The organism is Bradyrhizobium sp. CCGUVB23 (assembly GCF_024199885.1).
Lineage (GTDB): Bacteria > Pseudomonadota > Alphaproteobacteria > Rhizobiales > Xanthobacteraceae > Bradyrhizobium.
In genome coordinates this window covers 7,518,767-7,538,694 of record NZ_JANADQ010000001.1, presented here as the reverse complement: position 1 = coordinate 7,538,694, position 19,928 = coordinate 7,518,767, and the positions used below count along the sequence as shown (strand labels likewise).

Sequence of the window (19,928 nt, the reverse complement as noted above, 5' to 3'; positions counted from 1 at the left end):
CATTCCCGACAAGTCTCATGAAACAACAACCTGTGGACGCATGCAACGTCAAGGTGCGTCTGGCGTCCGGCTCGGAAACGGGATGTTTGCAGGCAATTTCCTCGTTTTGCCCGATTGCGCAGGCCGAATCGCCTGATATACCGCTCGTTCCCGCTTACCTGCGCTCGTTCGCAGGAGTGAGCTTCAGGAGAAATGCCATGTCCGACGACCACAAGTCCGAATCCGGTTTCCAGTACAGCCTCAGCAATTTGAAGCCCGTGACCCCGGCCGCCAAGGTTACCCTCACCTTCCCCGACGGCGCCAAGCGCCAATTCGACAAGAGCATTACCGGCCTCGACATCGCCAAGGGCATCTCGCCGTCGCTCGCCAAGCGCACGGTGGCGATGGCGCTCGACGGCGCGCTCGCCGATCTCAATGATCCCATCGAGTCCGATGCCAAGATCGAGTTCGTTGGCCGCGACGATCCCCGCGCGCTGGAATTGATACGGCATGACGCCGCGCATGTGCTCGCCGAGGCCGTGCAAGCGCTGTGGCCGGGGACTCAGGTCACCATCGGCCCGGTGATCGAGAACGGCTTCTATTACGACTTCTTCCGCAACGAGCCGTTCACCCCGGAAGATTTTGCCGCGATCGAGAAGAAGATGCGCGAGATCATCGCGCGCGACAAACCCTTCACCAAGGAAGTCTGGGATCGCGAGAAGACCAAGCAGGTGTTCCGCGACAAGGGCGAGGCCTTCAAGGTCGAGCTGGTCGACACCATTCCCGGCAATGAGCCGATCAAGATCTATTTCCAGGGCGACTGGTTCGATCTGTGCCGCGGCCCGCACATGACCTCGACCGGCAAGATCGGCAACGCCTTCAAATTGATGAAGGTGGCGGGCGCCTATTGGCGCGGCGATTCCAACAACCCGATGCTGACCCGCATCTATGGCACCGCCTTCGCCAAGCAGGAGGACCTCGACGCCTACCTCAAGCAGATCGAGGAAGCCGAGAAGCGCGACCATCGCAAGCTCGGGCGAGAGCTCGACCTCTTCCACTTCCAGGAGGAAGGTCCGGGCGTGGTGTTCTGGCACCCCAAGGGCTGGACCATCTTCCAGCAGCTCATCGCCTATATGCGGCGGCGCCTGACCGGCGACTACAGCGAGGTCAACGCGCCGCAGATCCTCGACAAGGTGCTGTGGGAGACCTCCGGCCATTGGGGCTGGTACCGCGAGAACATGTTCGCGGCGCAGTCGGCCGGAGACGAGGCCGAGGACAAGCGCTGGTTTGCGCTCAAGCCGATGAACTGCCCCGGCCACGTGCAGATCTTCAAGCACGGCCTGAAGAGCTACCGCGACCTGCCGATGCGGCTCGCCGAGTTCGGCGTGGTGCATCGCTACGAGCCATCTGGCGCCATGCACGGATTGATGCGCGTGCGCGGCTTCACCCAGGACGATGCGCATATCTTCTGCACCGAGGAGCAGCTTGCCGACGAGTGCCTGAAGATCAACGACCTGATCCTGTCGACCTATGCCGATTTCGGCTTCACCGGCGACCTCACCGTCAAGCTGTCGACCCGCCCCGACAAGCGCGTCGGCACCGATGCGATGTGGGATCATGCCGAGCGCGTGATGGCGACGGTGTTGCGCGAGATCCAGTCGCAGAACAATCACATCAAGACCGAGATCAATCCGGGCGAAGGCGCCTTCTACGGGCCGAAGTTCGAATACGTGCTGCGCGATGCCATCGGCCGCGACTGGCAGTGCGGCACCACGCAGGTCGACTTCAACCTGCCGGAGCGGTTCGGCGCGTTCTATATCGACCATGACGGCGGCAAGAAACCGCCGGTGATGGTGCACCGCGCGATCTGCGGCTCGATGGAGCGCTACATCGGCATCCTGATCGAGCACTATGCCGGCAACTTCCCGCTCTGGCTCTCGCCGGTGCAGGTGGTGGTCACGACCATCACCTCGGAAGCCGACGAATACGCCAAGCAGGTGGTGGAGCAGGCACGCCGCGCCGGCCTGCGGGTCGAGATCGACCTGCGCAACGAGAAGATCAACTACAAGGTCCGCGAGCACTCGCTGGCCAAGATCCCGGCGCTGCTCGTGGTCGGCAAGAAGGAGGCCGAGACGCACTCGGTCTCCGTCCGCCGGCTCGGCAGCGACGGCCAGAAGGTGATGCCGACCGACGAGGCGATCGCCGCGCTGGTCGACGAGGCGAGCCCGCCTGACGTCAAGCGGGCACGCGGCGCTGCCTAAACCACCGGTGCCGCCGTCGCGACCGGGCGTCCGGCGGCGGCACTTCCCGGCAAGGCTACTTCAGCGCATTCGGCCAGATAGAGGAACATGGTGGCGAGCAGCCCTTCCATGGCCACGCGCCCGCGCGGCAGGATGGTGATTTCATCATTGGCGGCCCCGCCCCGCCGCAGCAATCCCTGCGCTTCGGCGTCCCGCAACAGCGTGAACACGTGTTTGCGGGACACCGAGAACCGTGTCGCCAATGCCTTCATGGACAAGGGCACGGGCTTGACCGGCGGAAACGACTCGTCCGCCGGACCCGCCAGCGCCAGGCTGAACAAGACCATCATTCCGGCGCTGCGCTCGGCAAAGAGTTCGAGTTCGGGGGCGTTATCGAGCACGCGCAAGCCCGCGACAAAGCGGCGGCCGAGCTCGATCGCAAATGCACCCACGAAAGCGGGATCATCGACGGCGGCCCGATAGGCCCTCGCCTGCGGGATCACCATGCCAATGGCATCAAAATGGGCGCTCCATCGGACCCGGTGCAGTGTCAACAGCTTCTCGGTCGGCACCAGCGGCCGCCGGCGCCGGTCACGGTCCGGCGCGGCCGAAAGCAACCCGGCCGCACGCATCAACGCCAGCATGGCCTCGCAGCGTCCGCGGCTGCACAGGCCTAGGCGGACGCACAGGTCCTTCATGGCACCGACGGTCAGCCCCGGCTCTGTGGCGCGCCGTCGGCTGTAATGAAGATAGAGGGCAACGTGCGGAAGCACAGCGCGGGCGCGGTCGTTGAGCAGCGCATTCAGGATGCGGTCGCCCCGGTAGAGCGAGACCGAACTTTGCGCACAAGCCCGGATGGCAGCGGCGAAGGCGGGATGACCGCGCAAGGCGGCAACGGCATCGGGAGAAGGAGTTAACGCGGCGTCCGACATTCCCGGTTCACATCACATGCGGATCTTCCTGCCGCGCTTTGGCAACTAGCAATTCACGCACACTCTTACAATTGCCACCGCTCTTGATGACGGCGGCAATGCAGAGGCGGCATCGCCGGTGTTGCACGCAAGCCACGGCGCGCTGGAACGATAACGATCTGCGGAATCCACCCAAAAAGTCGCAGTTCTCGCAAGCCCTCTTGGTGGCTACCCGTCCTTGGTCGCAGGTCGGATTCACCGGATGCGTCTTGATGCAATGGGGGTGAAGTGCTGGTCGCGACGAAGCAGCTTTGGCTGGCGACGGCGCTGTCACTGGCTGCAGCGAGCCCTGCCTTCGCGCAGGCGACCGAAGGCGGCGCGGGCGGCAGCAGCTCTGCCTTTTCGAATGGCGGCACGAGCTCGGCAACCAGCCAGGGCGGCTACGGCGGCGACTCGCCGGCGGTCATCCGCGGCGGTGGCGGCGGCGGCGCCGGGGCGTCGGGCGGCGGCGGCGGATCGGGCTCCGGCGGCGCGGTCGGCGGCAATGGTGGCATCGGTGCGGGGCTTAGCGGGGGCGGCGGCGGCAATGGCAGCAGTGGCAATAGCGGCGGCGGAGGTGGCGGCGGCGCGCATGGCGACGTCGTGACCGTCGACACCGTCAACGCCGCAACGACAACGGGCGGCGCGGGCGGTCATGGCGGTTCGAGCACGGGCACCGCGAGCGGGGGCGGCGGAGGCGCCGGCGGCTATGGCGTCGTGGTCGATGGCAGCGTCCTCACCTACTCCAACAACGGCACCATCGGCGGCGGTAACGGCGGAAACGGCGGCGCCAATACCACTGGCAACGGCTTTGGCGGCAACGGAGGCGACGGCGGATACGGTGTCTACCTGACCGGCAGCAGCATCCTCAGCAATTCCGGGACCATCGCGGGCGGAAACGGGGGCGGCGGCGGAAACGCAACCTCCAGCACCCAGAACTCGGCCGGCGGCGACGGCGGCAACGGCGGCACCGCCGTCACTTTCGCCAGCGGCGGCACGCTGATCAATTCGGGCACAATCACCGGCGGCACGTCCGGCGCGCCTGGTGCCGGCTCCTCCTCAAGCTTACCCAATGGCGTGAAGAGTGACGGGGAGGCTGGCTCGGCCGGCGACGGCGTCGTCGGCGCCAATCTCACGATCATCAACAGCGGCACGATCTCGGCCGGCGTGAACCTCGGCGCGGCGGTCGACGCCAACGCCATCACGTTCACCGGGGGCAGCAACATCCTCGAACTCTGGGCCGGCTCGGTCATCAACGGTAACGTCGTCGGCACGGGCACCGATACGTTCCGGCTCGGCGGCTCGACCGACAGCACCTTCGACGTCTCCGGCATCGGCTCGACTGCGCAGTATCAAGCCTTTTCGAGCTTCGTGAAGACCGGCGGCAGCACCTGGACCCTGACAGGCACGACGACGGCGACGACGCCGTGGAGCATCAATCAGGGCACGCTTGCGGTCAGCTCCGACGACAACCTCGGCGCGGCATCCGGCGGGCTCGCCTTCGGTGGCGGCACGTTGCAATTTCTAGCGGGATTTTCCAGCAGTCGAACGGTGACGCTGAATGCGGGCGGCGGCACGATCGACACCAACGGCTACGACGCGGCACTCGATGGCGCCATCGGCGGCACCGGCGGCCTCACCAAGATCGGCAACGGAACTCTCGCGCTGACCGGCGTCAACTCCTACTCCGGCGGGACGGCCGTCAACGGCGGCACTCTCGCCGTTGCTTCCGACTCGAGCCTCGGCGCGGCGTCGGGCGGCCTCTCCCTCGACGGCGGCACGCTGCAATTCCTGGCTGGATTTTCCACCGCTCGAACGGTGACGCTGAATGCGGGCGGCGGCACGTTCGACACCAACGGCTTCAACGCGACGCTTGATGGCCCAATCGGCGGCGCCGGAGGTCTAACCAAGATCGGCAGCGGGACGCTCGTGCTGGCCGGCATCAGTTCCTATTCCGGCGCGACGACAGTCAATGCCGGCGTGCTCGACGTCGAGGGCACGATCACCACCTCGGCGGCGACCGTCAACGCCGGGGGCGCCCTGACCGGCGCCGGCACCCTCGCGCCGCAGACTCTGACGGTCAATGCCGGCGGCCTACTCGCGCCGGGCAATGGTACGTCGGGCTCGTCGTTCACGATCATCGGCAACCTCGCCTTGCAATCCGGCGCGATCTATCTGGTGCAGCTCGATCCGGCGGCGGCATCGTCCACGAACGTAACCAGTGGCGCGACACTCGGCGGCGCAACCGTGAAAGCGGTCTTCGCCAATGGCAGCTATGTCAGCAAGACCTATACCATCCTCACCGCAGATGCCGGCATCTCCGGCACCTTCAGTTCGCTAGTGAACACCAATCTGCCTGCGAATTTCGCGGCCAGCCTGAGCTATGACGCCAACGACGTCTTCCTCGACCTGACCCTGAGTTACACCATTCCGAGCGGCCTCAACCGCAATCAGCAGGCGGTCGGCAACGCACTGACCAACTTCTTCAATGCGAACGGCGGCATTCCGCTGGTCTATGGCGCGATGACGCCGGCGGGCCTGACGCAGGCGTCCGGCGAACTCGGGACTGGTTCGCAGCAGACCACGTTCAACGCGATGAATGGATTCATCGGCTTGCTCATGGATCCCTCCATGCAATGGATCGACAGGCCGGGCGGATCGAACGGCACGAGCGGCTTTGCGGCGGACGATTCCGCGACCACGCGCGCCAATCGCAAGCCAACCGACGCCTTCGCAATGCTGCCCCACCCGCGCGAAGACACCTTCGCCCAGCGCTGGAACGCGTGGGCGAGCGGTTTTGGCGGCTCGCAATCGACCAGCGGCAACGCAGCCCTGGGCTCGAACGACACGACAAGCCGCATCTTGGGCACCGCGGTCGGCGCCGACTATCGCTTCTCGCCGCAAACGCTGGCCGGCTTTGCGCTGGCAGGCGGCGGCACCAATTTTGGCGTGACCGGTCTCGGTTCGGGTCGCTCCGACCTGTTCCAGGCCGGCGCCTACCTGCGCCACATCGAGGGACCGGCGTATATCTCTGCCGCCCTCGCCTATGGATGGCAGGACATCACCACCGACCGCAGCGTCGGCGTCGACCGTCTGCGCGCCGAGTTCAACGCCAATGCCTATTCGGGCCGCGTCGAAGGCGGCTACCGGTTTGTCGCACCTGTGGGCACCGGTATTGGCCTCACGCCCTACGCAGCAGCCCAGGCGACCACCTTCAATCTGCCGGCTTACGCCGAACAGGTCGTCTCTGGCGCGTCGACCTTTGCGTTGAGCTACGCCAGCAAGAACGTGACCGACGCCCGCAGCGAGCTCGGCCTTCGAACCGACAAGTCCGTCGCCCTGCCTGACGGCATCCTGACATTGCGCGGCCGCCTCGCCTGGATGTACGACTTCAACCCGGATCGCTCGGTCGCGGCGACCTTCCAGTCGCTGCCGGGCGCAAGCTTTGTAGTCAACGGCGCGGCACAGGCGCGCAACGCCGCGCTCACGACGACGTCGGCCGAACTGAAATGGTCCAACGGCTGGTCGGCCGCCGCGACATTCGAAGGTGAGCTCTCCGCCGTCACGCGCTCCTATGCCGGCAAGGGTGCGGTGCGCTACGCTTGGTGAACTGCAACGGGCGCAGATCACAATCCGTCTAGATGGGGGGTCTACGGTCTCGTGGCCAGCAGGATCGCGTGCTAATGCGATGGCCAAAATTGGCCCCATGAAAGAGATACCCGTGCCCGACGCCATCGAATTGTTAAAGACCCGCCGCTCCGTCAAGCCGCGCGAGATGGCTGGGCCCGGCCCCTCGCCGTCCGAGCTCGAGACGATCCTGACCATCGGCGCGCGGGTGCCGGATCACGGCAAGCTCGCGCCCTGGCGCTTCATCGTCTTCGAGGGCGAAGCCCGGATGCGCGCCGGCGAAGTGATCGCGCGCGTGTTCGCGCGCAAGAATCCGGGCGCGCCGGCGGCCGAGATCGAGGTCGAGAGGAAGCGGCTCACTGACGCGCCGCTCGTCATCGGGATCGTCAGCTTCACCAAGCCGCATCCGAAGGTGCCGGCCTGGGAGCAGGAATTGTCGGCCGGCGCCAGCGCCATGAACATCGTCACGGCCGCGACCGCGCTCGGCTATGGCGCGTGCTGGCTGACCGGCTGGTTTGCTTTCGACCGCGACGTGCTGGAAGGGCTCGGGCTGAAGCCGGATGAGAAGCTCGCCGGCCTCGTGCACATCGGCAGGCCGACCAAGCCAAGCGAAGACCGCCCTCGCCCGGCACTCTCGGAGATCGTGACGCGGTTTTAGTCGACTTCACCCAGTTGACGGACCGCTCATCTTCCGGCTTTGATCCCGTTGCGTCGACCGGGCAGGATACCGAAGTGACGCTTGCTCACGCCCGTGCCGCCGCCTGACGCTGCGCGGGCTCATGCCATGATCACCACGCGACGAACATTCCTCGCCGGCGCAGCGCTGCTCGCCGGCACCGCCATGCGCAGCCGCGCGAAAGACATCCCTGCGCCCTCGCCCGACCAGCTTGAGCGTATCACGGCATTCTTCGACAACGAGGTCTCGGCCCACCGGCTGCCGGGTGCGATCATCCTGGTTCAGCAGCACGGCAAGCCGCTGTATCTGAAGACCATCGGCGTGCGCGACGTCCGGACCGGCCTTTCCATGACGCCGGACACGATCTTCTCCATCCATTCCATGACCAAGCCGATCACGAGCTTAGGGGCGATGATGCTGATCGACGCCGGCAAGCTGTCGCTGTCCGATGCCGTCTCCAAATACATCCCGGCCTTCGCCAGCGTGAAAGTCGGGCTCGACACGCCGGCCGCCGAGCGATTGCATGTGCTCAAGATCGTGGCCCCGATCCGGCCGGTCACCATTCAGGACCTCATGCGGCATACCTCCGGGATCACCTACGGATATATCGGCGGCGAGCTGATCGAAGAGGCCTATATGGCCGCGAACATCTTCGAAGGCCATTTTGACAACAGGGAGTTCGCCGAGCGCATCGCAAGACTGCCGCTGGCGCGCCAGCCCGGCACGCTGTGGCGCTACGGCCACTCGACCGACGTGCTCGGCCGCGTCATCGAGGTCGTTTCGGGGCAGACGCTCTACCAGTTCCTCAAGCAGAACGTGCTCGATCCGCTCGGCATGACCAGCACCAAGTTCGTGCTGACGACGCCCGACGAGTTCAAGCGGATGGCGCGGCCGCTGCCGAACGACACGATTCTGCTCGACGCCGAGCGCGACCGTCTCGCCCATCCCGAATGGGAATCCGGCGGCGGCGGCCTGCTCTCGACCATCACCGACTACGGGCGCTTTGCGCAGATGCTGCTCAACGGCGGCGAGCTCGACGGCAAGCGCTATCTCAGCCCCGCCGCCTTCAAGGACATGACGACGGATCACATCGGGCCAGGCTCGGGCGTCGATCGCGACTACTTTTATTTCCCGGGTGACGGCTTCGGCTATGGCTACGGCCTTGCGGTGCGCACCGATCCCGGCAATGCCAAACCACCGCCGCCGGGCTCGATCGGCGAATTGAAGTGGGATTCCGGCAGCGGCACCTATTTCGGCGTCGATCCCAAGCTCGACATGGTCTACGTCATGATGCAACAGACCCAGAACGAGCGCGGCCGCATCACGCCTGCCTTCAAGGCCCTCGTCTACGACGCCTACCCTCCCGGGCTACGCCGCCCGTGAGGCGCGCTGTCCGATCGTCGTCAGCAACTCTTTGATCTCGCCCGCGGGGCGCGCCGCGCTGAACAGGAATCCCTGAACCTCGTTGCAGCCTTCCGCGCGCAGCCAGTCGAGCTGGTCCTCGGTCTCGACGCCTTCCGCCGTCGTCGTGATGTTGAGGCTGCGGCCGAGCCCCGAGATCGCGCGAACGATGGCGACGCAGTCGGGGCGCTCCGCGAGATCCTTCACGAAGGAGCGATCGATCTTGATCTTGTCGAAGGGAAAGCTGCGCAAATAACTGAGACTGGAATAGCCGGTGCCGAAATCGTCCATGGAGATGCCGACACCGAGCTCGCGGAGCTGGTGCAGAGTGGCGAGGTTGGCATCGGTCTCGGCCAGGAAGATCGACTCCGTGATCTCGAGCTCGAGCCGCTTCGGCGCCAGGCCCGATCGTGCCAGCGCCGAGATCACGACCTGGACCAGGTTGCGGCTGCGGAATTGCGCCGGCGAGAGGTTGACCGCGACCTTGATCTCGCGCGGCCATTTCACCGCCTCGCTGCAGGCCTCGCGAAGCACCCATTCCCCGAGCTGGGTGATCAGGCCGATATCCTCGGCCACCGGGACGAACTCGGCCGGCGAGATCATGCCCTTGTCCGGATGACGCCAGCGCAACAGCGATTCGAAACCCGAGATGCGGTCGGAAGCGATCGAGACCAGCGGCTGGTAGTGCAGCTCGAATTCGCCATTGGCGAACGCACGCCGCAGGTCGAGCTCCATGTCGCGCCGCCGCTGCGCCTGCAGATCCATCTCCTTCTCGAAGAAATGATGCACGCCGCCGCCGTCGGACTTGGCACGGTAGAGTGCCATGTCGGCATTGCGCATCAATTCCTCCGATGTCACGCCGTCGCCGGGCGACAGCGCGATGCCGATGCTGGCGCCGATCACCAGCTCCAGGCCGTCGATCTCGTAGGGGGCGCTCAGCATCTCGATCAGGAGGCTGGCGCAAGCGCTGGCCTCGTTCGGCGACACGTCGGCTGCGAGGATTACGGCGAACTCGTCGCCGCCGACGCGAGCGGCAAGGTTGGCGCCGCGGATCGCGATCGCCAGGCGCTCGGCGACGTGTTTCAGTAGACGGTCGCCGATGGGATGGCCGAAGGAATCGTTGATGGTCTTGAACAGGTCGAGATCGATGCAGAGCACGCCGACCCTTTTGCCCCCGGCCTGATCGAGCGCCAGCTTCAGGCGTTCCTGGAAATGCTCCCGGTTCGCCAGATTGGTAAGCCCGTCATGATGGGCCATGTAGGCGATGCGCGCCTCGGCCTTGCGCCGTTCGGTGATGTCAACCACAGCGACCAGATAACCGTCGCGGCCTTCGAACGTGACGCGGCGGCCGAAGGTCAGGACCTCGATCTCACTGCCGTCGGCGCGCAGGTGCCGCCAGTTGCGCGAGGAGTGATAGGTGTCGCCAAGGCGCTGCAGCGCCTCGGAGTGGCTGTCCCATTCGTCGTGCGGCCAGATCTCCAGCAGGCTCATGCGCAGGAAGGCGTCCCGGTCGTAGCCATAGTGCTGGACCGCGGCGTCATTGACGCCCAGGAAGCGCTTCGTCTCGGCGTCGAACACCCACATCGGCATCGGGTTGTTGTCGAACAGCAGCCGGAACGATGCGTCGCGCTGCTTCAGCGCGGTGACATCGGAGATCGTGAGCGACACGACGTCGGCAAAGGCGGTGGCGCAGAGCCGGAGATGGCGTCCATCGTGCTCGATCTCGCGCTGCTCGCTGCGGCCGCCCGAGATGGCTGCATGCAGAAGCTCCACGACGCCGGGTGTTCCAAGGATCGTGCCGCCCTCTCCGAGCCGGCGCCATAACAGGCTTCCGCTCGCTGCCTTCAGCAGCACCTCCGCGCTTCTGTTGTGATGCACGATCTGGAAGTCGAAGGCCCTCGCATCGGCATCGCGCAGCGCGGCCAGCGACACCACCGCATCGTCGGTCGCAGAGAAGATCGCATCGAGGAGATTATATTGCGCGCCGCGCTCGTTGACGTAAGTCCCGATCAGCATGGCGCCCCAGCGCGAGGCGGTCGGCAGCGCCAGCACATCGTAGGTCCTGACCATGCCGTCGCGCACGCAATGTGCGCGCGCATGATGCGGGCGGCCGTTCCGCAGCGCGTTCGCCGCGACTTCCGTAAGCGCAGTTGCGCAATCGGGCGCCAAGGCTGCCACCGGAACGTCCCAGCGCTCGTCGCCGAGCCATGTCTGCACGTAGCGTCCACTGCGCGACAGTTCGAGCGCACCGTCGGCCCGAAGCAGCGCCATGTGGTCGGCGAGCCGCCCGAGGCTGCCGAGCATCACATCCTCGTAGCGCGGCAACCGTTCGCCCGGCCGTAACGCAGCGTGCCATTTGCGCTGAAGCACCGGGATGTCGTCAAACATGTCGGTGGCCGGTTTGCCCGGCATCTTCTTCGCGGCACTCATTGCAGTCCCCAACGCTATCCCAACGCATCCAAGGCAGGCGCACTTAATGGCGTGTAAAAGGTTTTTGCCTGCGGCGCTCGAGGGGCGATTATGACAGTTTTAAGTCAGGCGATGGTTAGTGCGCATTAGCGACTGTGACAGTTCGTACGCGCTTCAGTCCGGGCGATGAAGTGTACGGGATGACGGGTGGCGTTGGTGGCGTCCAGGGATCGCTTGCCGAATTCACCGCAGTGGATGCAGACCTGCTGGCGCTGAAGCCTGCCAATCTCAGTATGCGGGAGACGGCCGCCCTGCCCTCATCTTCATCACCGCCTGGGAGGCCTGGCCGACCGGGCCAGAATTTCACCCGGCAGCAAGGTCCTGATCCACGGCGGTGCCGGCGGCGTCGGTCATATCGCGATCCAGCTCGCACGTGCGTCCGGTGCTGAGGTGTATGCCACCGGCTCCAAGGCGCAGCAAACGTACATCGAAAGTGTCGGCGCAACCTTCATCGACCGCGACGATATTGTGGAGGCTTACGTTGCGCGGCACACGGCAGGGCGCGGTTTCGATCTCGTCTACGACACCGTCGGCGGAACCGTGCTCGACACCTCGTTCACTGCCGTGCGCCGCTTCGGCCATGAAGTGAGCGCGCTCGGCTGGGGCACGCATGCGCTCGCGCCGCTGTCGTTCCGTGCCGCAACCTATTCCGGCGTGTTCACGCTGCTGCCTCTGCTCAGCGGCGAGGGCCGCGCGCATCACGGCGAGATCCTGGCGGAAGCGACCCGCCTTGCCGAAGCGGGCAAGCTCGTGTCGCTGCTCGATGCCCGCCGCTTCACGCTTCAGACCGTCGCGGACGCCTACGCGCTGATCCGCGACCGCGATGCAAAGGGCACGCTAATCGTCGGGCCCTGAGCCGGCGAGATGACAATCTCGTCGCGCTTCATGGTCCCGCGCCCTTCCGAGGCCGGGTAGGCTGCCGCCCGCTAGTCCTCGCTCGAGGCTGCCGACCGGTTGTTCAGATAGGCCTGGGACAGCAGGAAGAACAGCGCGCGTTCACCCTGATACTTGGCCGCCGGACGGGTGCGCTCGAAGCCATCGGCAAACAGCTTGCCTGACTGGTCGCAAACCTGCCACCGCCAGCCAAATCGCTTGCGTCTCGTTAGGACCACTTCGAACATGCCGATGGGTTGCGCCCCCTGCTCGTTGCCGGCCACGCGAGGCGAAGACAGACGACCCGCGCATCCGGCCCCCTTGGACGGATGCCAGAGATATAACGCAGCAGGAGCGAAAGAGAACAAAATTGATTATCGGAATTGCGTTGCTGGTGCGGTGTTTCCCCAGGCCTTGCGCCTGAAGACGATTTTGGTAGCGCTTTCGCACGCGCATGCAAATCGGAACTCACGCCTGGAGGTGCGGTGAGGAGAGACTCACCGGTCATCCAGGCCAAAATCTCAGCCGCCGACTCGCGCCTGCAAATGCGCGGGATAACGATTGCCCTCGCTTCGAGACGGTATAGCTTTCGCGATCGCGCCGAGCGGTCGACGAGCGCCTGGCCGGCATTTCGTGCGCTGGATGAGAAGCGGGCGAGGTAAGAAGGCTTCGCTGTCCCGTTCAGACTGAACGCGTCAGCGCGCGACGACTTCGACTTCGCCGTCGACGCCGTTGACGACGTTGAAGCCGCGCTCATAGACCTTGCCCTCGTTCTTGGCGATGGCGCGGTATTCGCCTTCGGAGAGCACGACCTTCGGGAAGGCGCCGATCGATTCCTTGATCACGTCGCCGCCGGGGGTGAGCACCGACCAGGCGGTGTTGGCGAGCGCCTCGCCGCCCTTGTCGCTGACGAGCTTCAGCGTGATCACGGCGGCGCGGTGGGTGATGGTCACGTCGGTGAGCTTGCCGGCCTGCACGCGGATGTCGGAGCGCACCACCGAGTTGGCGTCGCCGTAGTTGGAGATGATGTAGTAGGTGCCCTCCGGCAGCAGCACGACGTCGCCGGCGGCAACGTTCGGCACCAACGAGGAGCGCTCGCCGCCTTCGAACTGGCTGCCCTTGTAGATCGCGAACGAGATCTGGTTCTGCGGAATGCGACTGGTGCCGACGCGGCCCTCGATGCGCAGGCCTCCCGCCGGCAGCACGAAGGCCTCGCGGTCGGTCTCGGCTTTCAGGCTCACCGTGCGCACGGCGCTGACGAGACCGAAGGCCACGTGCACGACGTAATTGCCGGGCGGCAGCACGATGTTGGGCGTGGCGTTGCGATCCTCACGGATCAGCTTGAACGTGCCGTTCTCGTCGGGGCGGTCGGCAAACACCCGCCACACCAGCCCGCTGGTGATCGGCGGCAGATCCTTGCCGTATTTAGCGGTCAGCGACAGCACGGCCTGGCCGGGCGCAGCAGCTCCCATGGGCGCGGCCGGCGGGACGGTCGCGACCGAGGGCGGGATGGTGGGAGATGCCGGCTGCGTCAGCGTCGGCGGCAGGCTCGGCGGCGCCGCGCCCGGGCCCGAGGGCGGCGCGAGGCTGACGGCCGCACCGGGATCGGGCACGGCGGCCGGTGGCACCGGCGGCGGGCGGTCGGAGAACAATTGCGCGTGAGCGGCGCCATCGCCGAGGAAGCAGGCAAGCAAAACGGCCGGCAGCAGCCATCCGCCGCGCCGCCACCGTCTGATGCCGTCACCCCCGAAAATCATGTACGTGCTTTTCACCGAAAACGCGGCAAATTCAAGCCACCGGAACCCCGGGAAACACCTGTTTCTGGAACGGGCGGAACCTCAAATGGTTAGTCTTGCGGCAACCAGCCATCGCCATACTCCTGCCCAGTGCCCTCCCCAAAGCGGCATAAACCATGCTTCGCTGTGTTTCTGGCGGGGCTGGATCGCGGTGCCTAGTCTGGTTAGCGTCAGTCGGGTCGTAGGAGATCTTCGGTGCTGGATATGTTGAAGGGTCGCGGCGCGAACGGCTCCAACGGTGCGAACAGCGAAAAGGTGGGGCTCGGCAGCATTCGTCGTCCGGTCATCGGCCTTGCGCTCGGCGGCGGTGCGGCGCGTGGCTTTGCCCATATCGGTATTTTGAGAACGCTGCTCGCCAACGGAATAGTGCCGAACGTCGTGGTCGGCACTTCGATCGGCGCGGTAGTCGGCGGCGCTTATGCCTCAGGTCATCTCGACACGCTCGAGGACTGGGCCCGCAGCTTCCAGGGCGTGCGCAACATCCTCTCCTATCTCGACATTCGCCTCAATGGCTCCGGCCTGATCGGCGGTGAGAAGCTCGCAACCCGACTGGAGGCAGCGATCGGCCAGACCCTGATCGAGGATCTGTCGATCAAGTTCGCCACGGTCGCCACCGAAGTCCGCACCGGCCACGAGATCTGGCTGACTCGCGGCCGCATGGTCGAGGCGATGCGCGCTTCGTACGCGCTGCCGGGCATCTTCGCGCCGGTGCTGATCGGCGACCGCTGGTTGGTCGACGGCGCGCTGGTTAACCCGGTGCCGGTCTCCGCGGCGCGGGCGCTGGGCGCGGAAATCGTCATCGCCGCAAATCTTTCCAGCGACATCTTCACCCATTCCACGACCATCTATTCACACGGCGCGATGGCCGCCCCGGTCGAGCCGGCAGCAACCGAGGACGCGGCGGCCAAGGACGGCGCCAAGGATACCGCCAAGCGGCGCTTCCCGAGATTTTTCTCGCCCGAGCGCACCGTGAAGCGCGAGTTCTTCGGCGGCGGCGGACGGCCCGGCATCTCCTCGGTAATGGTGGATGCCTTCAACATCATGCAGGACCGCATCACCCGCGCGCGCCTTGCGGGCGATCCGCCGGACATGCTGATCACGCCGCGGGTCGGCCAGATCGGCTGGTTCGACTTCCACCGCGCCGACGATCTGATCGCCTTCGGCACCCGCGCCGCCGAGCGCGCGATCGACTCCATCCAGGAGGCGATCCACGTGCTGGCGCCGGCGCCGGAAGGCACCGCGCCCAAGACTGACCAGAACAAGACTGATCAAAACAAGGCCGAGAAAGTCAGCGAATGAGGCTTAGGCCGTCTTGATGTAGTCGCGCAGGGCTTCCTGCTCGGTCTCGTATTCGCGCACGCGCCATTTGACGATGTCGCCGATCGAGATCAGGCCAACCACCTTGCCATTATCGATGACCGGCAGATGTCGGAACTTGCCAGTGGTCATCATCTCCATGATCGCGGAGACCGTGTCGGTGTCCTTGCAGGTCACGACCTTCCGGGTCATGACGCTCGAGACCGGCTCCTCCAGCACGCCGGCGCCCCGCTCGCCCAGCACGCGCACGATGTCGCGTTCCGACAGGATGCCTTCGAGCCGGCTCTGATTCATCACCAGCACCGCGCCGATCTTCTTCTCCCCGAGCAGCTTGATTGCGGCCGACATCTTTGCGTCGGGCTCGACGGTCATGATCTGGTGGCCCTTGGTGTCGAGGATAGAACGTACCGTCATTGCCGCCTCCCTGAATCCTACCCGGCCCTCTAAGCTTGGGCCGGACTTGTTCGCGAGTCTTCAACTAACAGTCTCAATGCCGGTTTCATTCTCAGGCGCTGCGCGAAGCAGGGCCGCTACCGGCTTGTCGCATCACGACATTCTTCGCATGCGATGATGGATGAAATCGCCCCATCCCGCAAGCGTCGCTTCAAACGCGGTCTGAAATGTCCTGTGATGACGCATCTGCAGCATTGGGGCGCGCGCGCGGCACGGGATCGAAAAGCGAGAACAGCAGAAGGCCTGCGAAGAAGCCGCCGATATGCGCCTGCCAGGCGACGGTTGCGCCCTCGGTGTCGACCCCGATGGCCCCGATGCCGAAGATGATGTTGACGCCGAACCACACCGCGAGAAAACCCATCACCCGCCCGTCCCGCAGCGCCCGCGACAGCGGCAGCGCCGGCACTTTTGCCGCTGTGTCGGCATCGCTGCGGCTGAAGGACAGGAAGCTGCCGCGCACGAACGCAAAGCGGATCGCGGCCGCCATGGCGCCGGATACCGACGCCGACGCCCCGATCATCGGCGCCACCGCATGCTCATGGGTGAGCAGATGGGCAAGCGCGCCGGCCGCCGCCGTCACCGCCAGGAACAGGTAGAAGCGCACCGGCCCGAAGCGCCGCGCCAGCGCGCTGCCGAACGGCAACAGCCACAGCACGTTGAAGCCGAGATGGGTGAGATTGGCGTGGAGCAGCGAATAGGTGACGAAGGTCCATACCTTCGCACCGGCGCCGCCGGGGATCGCCAGGTTGAGCAGCGAAGAATCGTAGCGCTTCGGGATGAAGCCGAAGACGTCGATGGTCCAGTTTTCGAGCTCAGGCGGCAGCAGCACCCGCAGATGGATCACCGCCAGCAGCGCGATGTAGGCCGTCAGCGCGCCCGGCAGCGTCAAAACCGGCTCGCGCCGCGCGTCCTGAAGTGCGGCCGGTTCATCCGGCGGAGAATTTGGCGGGGCGTCCAAGGGATTTTTGGCTTTCAAAGCGCGAACAGTGCGACAAGCGTGGAGATAGTCGCCTTTGCCCACCCCGTGCAAGTGCACAAAAGGAAAAGGGAGGGCCCTGGGAAAGCCCTCCCTGTCCGTGTCGGCCTTCCGGGACTTGGAGGAAAAAGGTGTATCCCCACCCCTCCCCACGGCCCGTGACCAAACTGTTTGACGCCTTGTGTACAGGCCCCGCCGAGAACCTGGAGTAAAGCAGCGAGGCTTGCGACCACGGCGACCATAGCAGCCGCGCGAACGGGTTAAAGCCCATCGTTAATTTAACGTTAACGACGCAAAGGCCCGTCCCTGGGGGCCAAAAACGCGCCTGCGGCATGGACGCTGCAGATCCGCTCCTGCACAACAAAGAAGGGGACCCGAGGTGCACTGAAGCGGGACAAGTCTGTCCCACGACGTGCAGCCGAGGGGCGAGCGTAGAGTCATGAAACATCCGTCAAGCCGCGAATTCTTCGCCTACTGGGACGACAAGCGCGGCACCGCGCGGGCGCCTGACCGTGCCGATATCGATCCGGCCGCCGTCCGCGGGCTGCTCGGCGACATCTTTGTCCTGTCCTGCGAGCCGACGCTCGGCTTCCCCTTCCGCGTCGCCGGCACGCGCGTCTGCGCACTCGCCGGACGTGACCTCAAGGACCAGAGCTTTGCCGCGCTCTTTACGCGCGAAAGCCGCACCGAGATCGAGGAGATCACTGCCATCGTCGCCGAGGAGACGCTCGGCGCCATCGCCGGCCTCACCGCGACGCGGCAGGACGGAACGCGCGCCCATCTCGAGCTCTTGCTGCTGCCCTTCAACGCGCGCCCGCATACGCCGGTCAGCGTCACCGGTGTGCTCGCCCCGTTCGACGACGAATATGGCGCGCTCGGCGAATTCGCCCTCACCTCCTGGCGCTATCTGCACCAGCCGGAGAAGCTGTTGCCTCGCGCCATCCGCAAGCTGCAGATCGCGCGCGGATTGATGGTATATGAGGGGCTGAGATAGACGCCCGCTTCGGGCGCGCGGGAAACAACGTGCAATCACATTGGCGCCGCGCCAAGCCCTCCGATCTGCCGGCGATCATCGCGATCGCGACGGCCATCCATCCCGATCTGCCGGAGCGCGCCGACGTCCTTGCGGAGAAGATGAGCTTGTTTTCGGAAGGTTGCGGGGTGCTCATCGCGGGCGACGATGTCTTTGGCTACGGCATTGCTCATCCCTGGACGCTCCACCGGATTCCGCCGCTCGACGACTTCCTGCAAAGACTGCCGCTCGCGCCGGACTGCCTCTACGTGCATGACGTCGCGGTGATGCCTGCCTCACGCGGCAGTCGCGTCGCGACATCGTACATCGAGATGCTCGTACGCCTGGCGCGCGCGAACGGAATCGAACATCTCGCGCTCGTCTCCGTCTACGACACCTCTCCGTTCTGGGCGCGCCATGGTTTTCGCGTGATCGCGCCCGACGCGGCGTCGCGCATCAAGCTGGCGTCCTATGGCGAAGGCGCGAGATACATGATCCGCGATCTCGATCAGCGCGGTTGAACGGCGCCTAGTGCGGCGCAGCGTGCAGGTCTGCTGCCGCCGCGGATCGTTCACGTTGCCGTGTAGCCTCTCGAACCGGTCTTCATCAGCTCCCGTCCAACGGCTGAGCGGGCCGTTCCGGGCTTCGCTGAACCGAAGACTGGAGAATTCTTATGTTTACGAAATCCAGATTGACAGCAATTGCATTGATCAGTTTCGCTGTGACGACCGCGATGGCCACGACCAACGCCAACGCATTCCACCAGCGCGTTACGACCTGCGACGTCTTCTTCCTTGCGGGGTGTGGCGAAATTCTTCCGACCGTCACCCCGGAAGGCCGTCGCATCGTTCGTCTGCCGACGCCTCCTCGCGACACGTCCCCGACCTACATGAAGCAGTCCGATTCCCGCTACAACTCCGCGATGAATAATGCCGGAGGTGGTGGCGGCGGCGGAGGCGGAGGTGGCGGCGGTGGTGGTGGCGGTGGTGGCGGCCGCTGAGTTCACCTGACGTGACCGAACACGACGCCGCCGGTGTGCTCCGGCGGAGGCTTACTTTCGGTCATGACAAGGTGGAAGCTTTTCATCGTCCCCTCCTGTAAGCTGTGCGCAACCGGATATTGCAGGAACGCGCGCGTGACCTCCTCCATCAAACGGCAGTGCGGCGACTGCACGCTCTGCTGCAAGGTGATGGCGATAGAGGCGCTGTCCAAACCCGTGAATGTATGGTGCGCACATTGCCGGCCCGGCCGCGGCTGCGCAATCTACGCTGAACGGCCGCCCGAATGCGAAAGCTTCAGCTGCCTCTGGCTCGTCAATGACCTCCTCGACGAGCAATGGAAGCCGAGCAGGTCAAAGCTCGTCCTGACAACGTCGGAAGACGGCCTCGAGGTCAGGTGCGATCCGGGCTTTCCCAACGCCTGGCGCAAGCAGCCCTACGCCGCCGAAATCCGTGAATGGGCGGTCGCGGGTGAGACGAACGACATGACGGTGGTCGTGATCGTCGGCCAGCGGATGATTCTCGTTACGCCGGATCGGGAGTTTCGATCTGGGTATCGTCGGTCCGGACGAACGGATCGTGCGGAAACTCGACGGCACCAAGGTGGTGGGCGCGACGGTGGCGAAGGAGACTGACCTCGGACGCACGTAGCGGCGACAAGCCAGACGGGTACCGGTGCACTTCTAGATTTCCGCGAACACCTCGAGCAAATTACCATCGGGGTCACGGAAGAACAGCGTGCGATGCCCAAAGGGCTGGTCCGTCGGCGGCGAGAGCAGCGCGACTCCTTGTCTCACAAGCTCATCGGCGCACAGATCGACCTCGGGCGCGGACACTTTAAAAGCCAATTGAAGCGATGCGCTGCCGCTCGGCGTCGGCGTATCGCCTGCGGTTCGGCTTGGCCGCGCCAGGGCCAGCGTGTTGCCGCCGACCCGATACTCGATCCAGTTGGGAGAGAGCTCGCGCAACAACGAAAAGCCGAGGAGATCCTGGTAGAAGCGACGCATGGCGACCATGTCGCGCACGAAGATGACGGTGTAGTCAATCGCGCGGATGGCACTGAAGGGCGATGTCGTGCGGTGTAGAGGTGTCTGTTCGCTCACTGAAGCTATTCCTGTTTCCCGCACGAGCGCAGCGACATGCGGGAAAGCTTCAACCAAG

The 19,928-nt window shown here is 65.2% G+C and carries 16 protein-coding genes and 1 pseudogene; 10 read left to right on the top strand and 7 right to left on the bottom strand.

From position 1 onward, the window contains the following. Positions 1 to 197 precede the first annotated feature (197 nt). Positions 198 to 2,240, top strand: coding sequence for a threonine--tRNA ligase (gene thrS, locus NLN62_RS35000; protein ID WP_254111800.1), 2,043 nt, complete (start codon positions 198 to 200; stop codon positions 2,238 to 2,240). On the opposite strand, the gene NLN62_RS34995 is transcribed toward thrS, so the two are convergent. Then, positions 2,237 to 3,151: a hypothetical protein gene (locus NLN62_RS34995; RefSeq protein WP_027525646.1), complete on the bottom strand. Its 915-nt coding sequence runs from the start codon at positions 3,149 to 3,151 to the stop codon at positions 2,237 to 2,239. The two genes, thrS and NLN62_RS34995, sit on opposite strands and share 4 nt — an antisense overlap. A gap of 267 nt (positions 3,152 to 3,418) precedes the next feature. On the opposite strand from NLN62_RS34995, the gene NLN62_RS34990 reads away from it, so the two are divergent. From NLN62_RS34990 to NLN62_RS34980, 3 genes are all read left to right on the top strand, one after another. Next, positions 3,419 to 6,778, top strand: a complete 3,360-nt coding sequence (locus tag NLN62_RS34990; protein ID WP_254111799.1) for an autotransporter domain-containing protein — start codon at positions 3,419 to 3,421, stop codon at positions 6,776 to 6,778. Positions 6,779 to 6,890: 112 nt separating this feature from the next. Beyond that, entirely contained in the window at positions 6,891 to 7,454 is a 564-nt protein-coding gene (locus NLN62_RS34985; RefSeq protein ID WP_027525648.1) for a nitroreductase, read from the top strand. A gap of 126 nt (positions 7,455 to 7,580) precedes the next feature. After that, positions 7,581 to 8,855 carry a serine hydrolase domain-containing protein gene (locus tag NLN62_RS34980; RefSeq protein ID WP_371933141.1) on the top strand — a complete coding sequence of 425 codons (1,275 nt, stop codon included), beginning with the start codon at positions 7,581 to 7,583 and terminating at the stop codon, positions 8,853 to 8,855. Here NLN62_RS34980 and NLN62_RS34975 read toward each other — a convergent pair. Then, entirely contained in the window at positions 8,841 to 11,303 is a 2,463-nt protein-coding gene (locus NLN62_RS34975; protein WP_254111798.1) for a bifunctional diguanylate cyclase/phosphodiesterase, read from the bottom strand. The genes NLN62_RS34980 and NLN62_RS34975 overlap by 15 nt on opposite strands. Before the next feature lie 146 nt (positions 11,304 to 11,449). Here NLN62_RS34975 and NLN62_RS34970 point away from each other — a divergent pair. Next, a pseudogene (locus tag NLN62_RS34970) lies at positions 11,450 to 12,197 on the top strand (zinc-binding dehydrogenase); the annotation flags it as partial. A gap of 71 nt (positions 12,198 to 12,268) precedes the next feature. Here NLN62_RS34970 and NLN62_RS34965 read toward each other — a convergent pair. Then, complete coding sequence (locus NLN62_RS34965; RefSeq protein ID WP_027525651.1) at positions 12,269 to 12,463, bottom strand: hypothetical protein; 195 nt, start codon at positions 12,461 to 12,463, stop codon at positions 12,269 to 12,271. A 447-nt stretch (positions 12,464 to 12,910) separates the two neighbouring features. Then, positions 12,911 to 13,972 (bottom strand): hypothetical protein, encoded by a 1,062-nt coding sequence (locus NLN62_RS34960; RefSeq protein ID WP_027525652.1) that lies wholly within the window; start codon positions 13,970 to 13,972, stop codon positions 12,911 to 12,913. Positions 13,973 to 14,206: 234 nt separating this feature from the next. On the opposite strand from NLN62_RS34960, the gene NLN62_RS34955 reads away from it, so the two are divergent. Further along, positions 14,207 to 15,310: a patatin-like phospholipase family protein gene (locus tag NLN62_RS34955; RefSeq protein ID WP_254111797.1), complete on the top strand. Its 1,104-nt coding sequence runs from the start codon at positions 14,207 to 14,209 to the stop codon at positions 15,308 to 15,310. A 3-nt stretch (positions 15,311 to 15,313) separates the two neighbouring features. Here the strand turns inward: NLN62_RS34955 and NLN62_RS34950 are convergent, their stop codons facing one another. Next, positions 15,314 to 15,742 carry a CBS domain-containing protein gene (locus NLN62_RS34950; RefSeq protein ID WP_027525654.1) on the bottom strand — a complete coding sequence of 143 codons (429 nt, stop codon included), beginning with the start codon at positions 15,740 to 15,742 and terminating at the stop codon, positions 15,314 to 15,316. A gap of 190 nt (positions 15,743 to 15,932) precedes the next feature. Beyond that, complete coding sequence (locus tag NLN62_RS34945; RefSeq protein ID WP_027525655.1) at positions 15,933 to 16,739, bottom strand: rhomboid family intramembrane serine protease; 807 nt, start codon at positions 16,737 to 16,739, stop codon at positions 15,933 to 15,935. 457 nt (positions 16,740 to 17,196) lie between these two features. Here NLN62_RS34945 and NLN62_RS34940 point away from each other — a divergent pair, with 457 nt between their 5' ends. The 4 genes from NLN62_RS34940 (at position 17,197) to NLN62_RS34925 (ending at position 19,402) form a co-directional block, all read left to right on the top strand. Then, positions 17,197 to 17,751 carry a PAS domain-containing protein gene (locus NLN62_RS34940; protein ID WP_027525656.1) on the top strand — a complete coding sequence of 185 codons (555 nt, stop codon included), beginning with the start codon at positions 17,197 to 17,199 and terminating at the stop codon, positions 17,749 to 17,751. A 29-nt stretch (positions 17,752 to 17,780) separates the two neighbouring features. Further along, positions 17,781 to 18,290, top strand: coding sequence for a GNAT family N-acetyltransferase (locus NLN62_RS34935; RefSeq protein ID WP_254111796.1), 510 nt, complete (start codon positions 17,781 to 17,783; stop codon positions 18,288 to 18,290). A 152-nt stretch (positions 18,291 to 18,442) separates the two neighbouring features. Then, positions 18,443 to 18,769 (top strand): hypothetical protein, encoded by a 327-nt coding sequence (locus tag NLN62_RS34930; protein ID WP_254111795.1) that lies wholly within the window; start codon positions 18,443 to 18,445, stop codon positions 18,767 to 18,769. A gap of 135 nt (positions 18,770 to 18,904) precedes the next feature. Beyond that, entirely contained in the window at positions 18,905 to 19,402 is a 498-nt protein-coding gene (locus tag NLN62_RS34925; protein WP_254111794.1) for a hypothetical protein, read from the top strand. Between the two features lie 48 nt (positions 19,403 to 19,450). Here the strand turns inward: NLN62_RS34925 and NLN62_RS34920 are convergent, their stop codons facing one another. After that, positions 19,451 to 19,870 carry a VOC family protein gene (locus NLN62_RS34920; RefSeq protein ID WP_254111793.1) on the bottom strand — a complete coding sequence of 140 codons (420 nt, stop codon included), beginning with the start codon at positions 19,868 to 19,870 and terminating at the stop codon, positions 19,451 to 19,453. Positions 19,871 to 19,928 lie beyond the last annotated feature (58 nt).

What these genes read in the sequence shown, in the direction of transcription:
- thrS (WP_254111800.1), top strand. Translation starts at nt 198, where the DNA reads ATGTCCGACGACCACAAGTCCGAATCCGGTTTCCAGTACAGCCTCAGC.
- NLN62_RS34995 (WP_027525646.1), bottom strand. Translation starts at nt 3,151, where the DNA reads ATGTCGGACGCCGCGTTAACTCCTTCTCCCGATGCCGTTGCCGCCTTG.
- NLN62_RS34980 (WP_371933141.1), top strand. Translation starts at nt 7,581, where the DNA reads ATGATCACCACGCGACGAACATTCCTCGCCGGCGCAGCGCTGCTCGCC.
- NLN62_RS34975 (WP_254111798.1), bottom strand. Translation starts at nt 11,303, where the DNA reads ATGAGTGCCGCGAAGAAGATGCCGGGCAAACCGGCCACCGACATGTTT.
- NLN62_RS34965 (WP_027525651.1), bottom strand. Translation starts at nt 12,463, where the DNA reads ATGTTCGAAGTGGTCCTAACGAGACGCAAGCGATTTGGCTGGCGGTGG.
- NLN62_RS34960 (WP_027525652.1), bottom strand. Translation starts at nt 13,972, where the DNA reads ATGATTTTCGGGGGTGACGGCATCAGACGGTGGCGGCGCGGCGGATGG.
- NLN62_RS34950 (WP_027525654.1), bottom strand. Translation starts at nt 15,742, where the DNA reads ATGACGGTACGTTCTATCCTCGACACCAAGGGCCACCAGATCATGACC.
- NLN62_RS34940 (WP_027525656.1), top strand. Translation starts at nt 17,197, where the DNA reads ATGAAACATCCGTCAAGCCGCGAATTCTTCGCCTACTGGGACGACAAG.
- NLN62_RS34930 (WP_254111795.1), top strand. Translation starts at nt 18,443, where the DNA reads ATGTTTACGAAATCCAGATTGACAGCAATTGCATTGATCAGTTTCGCT.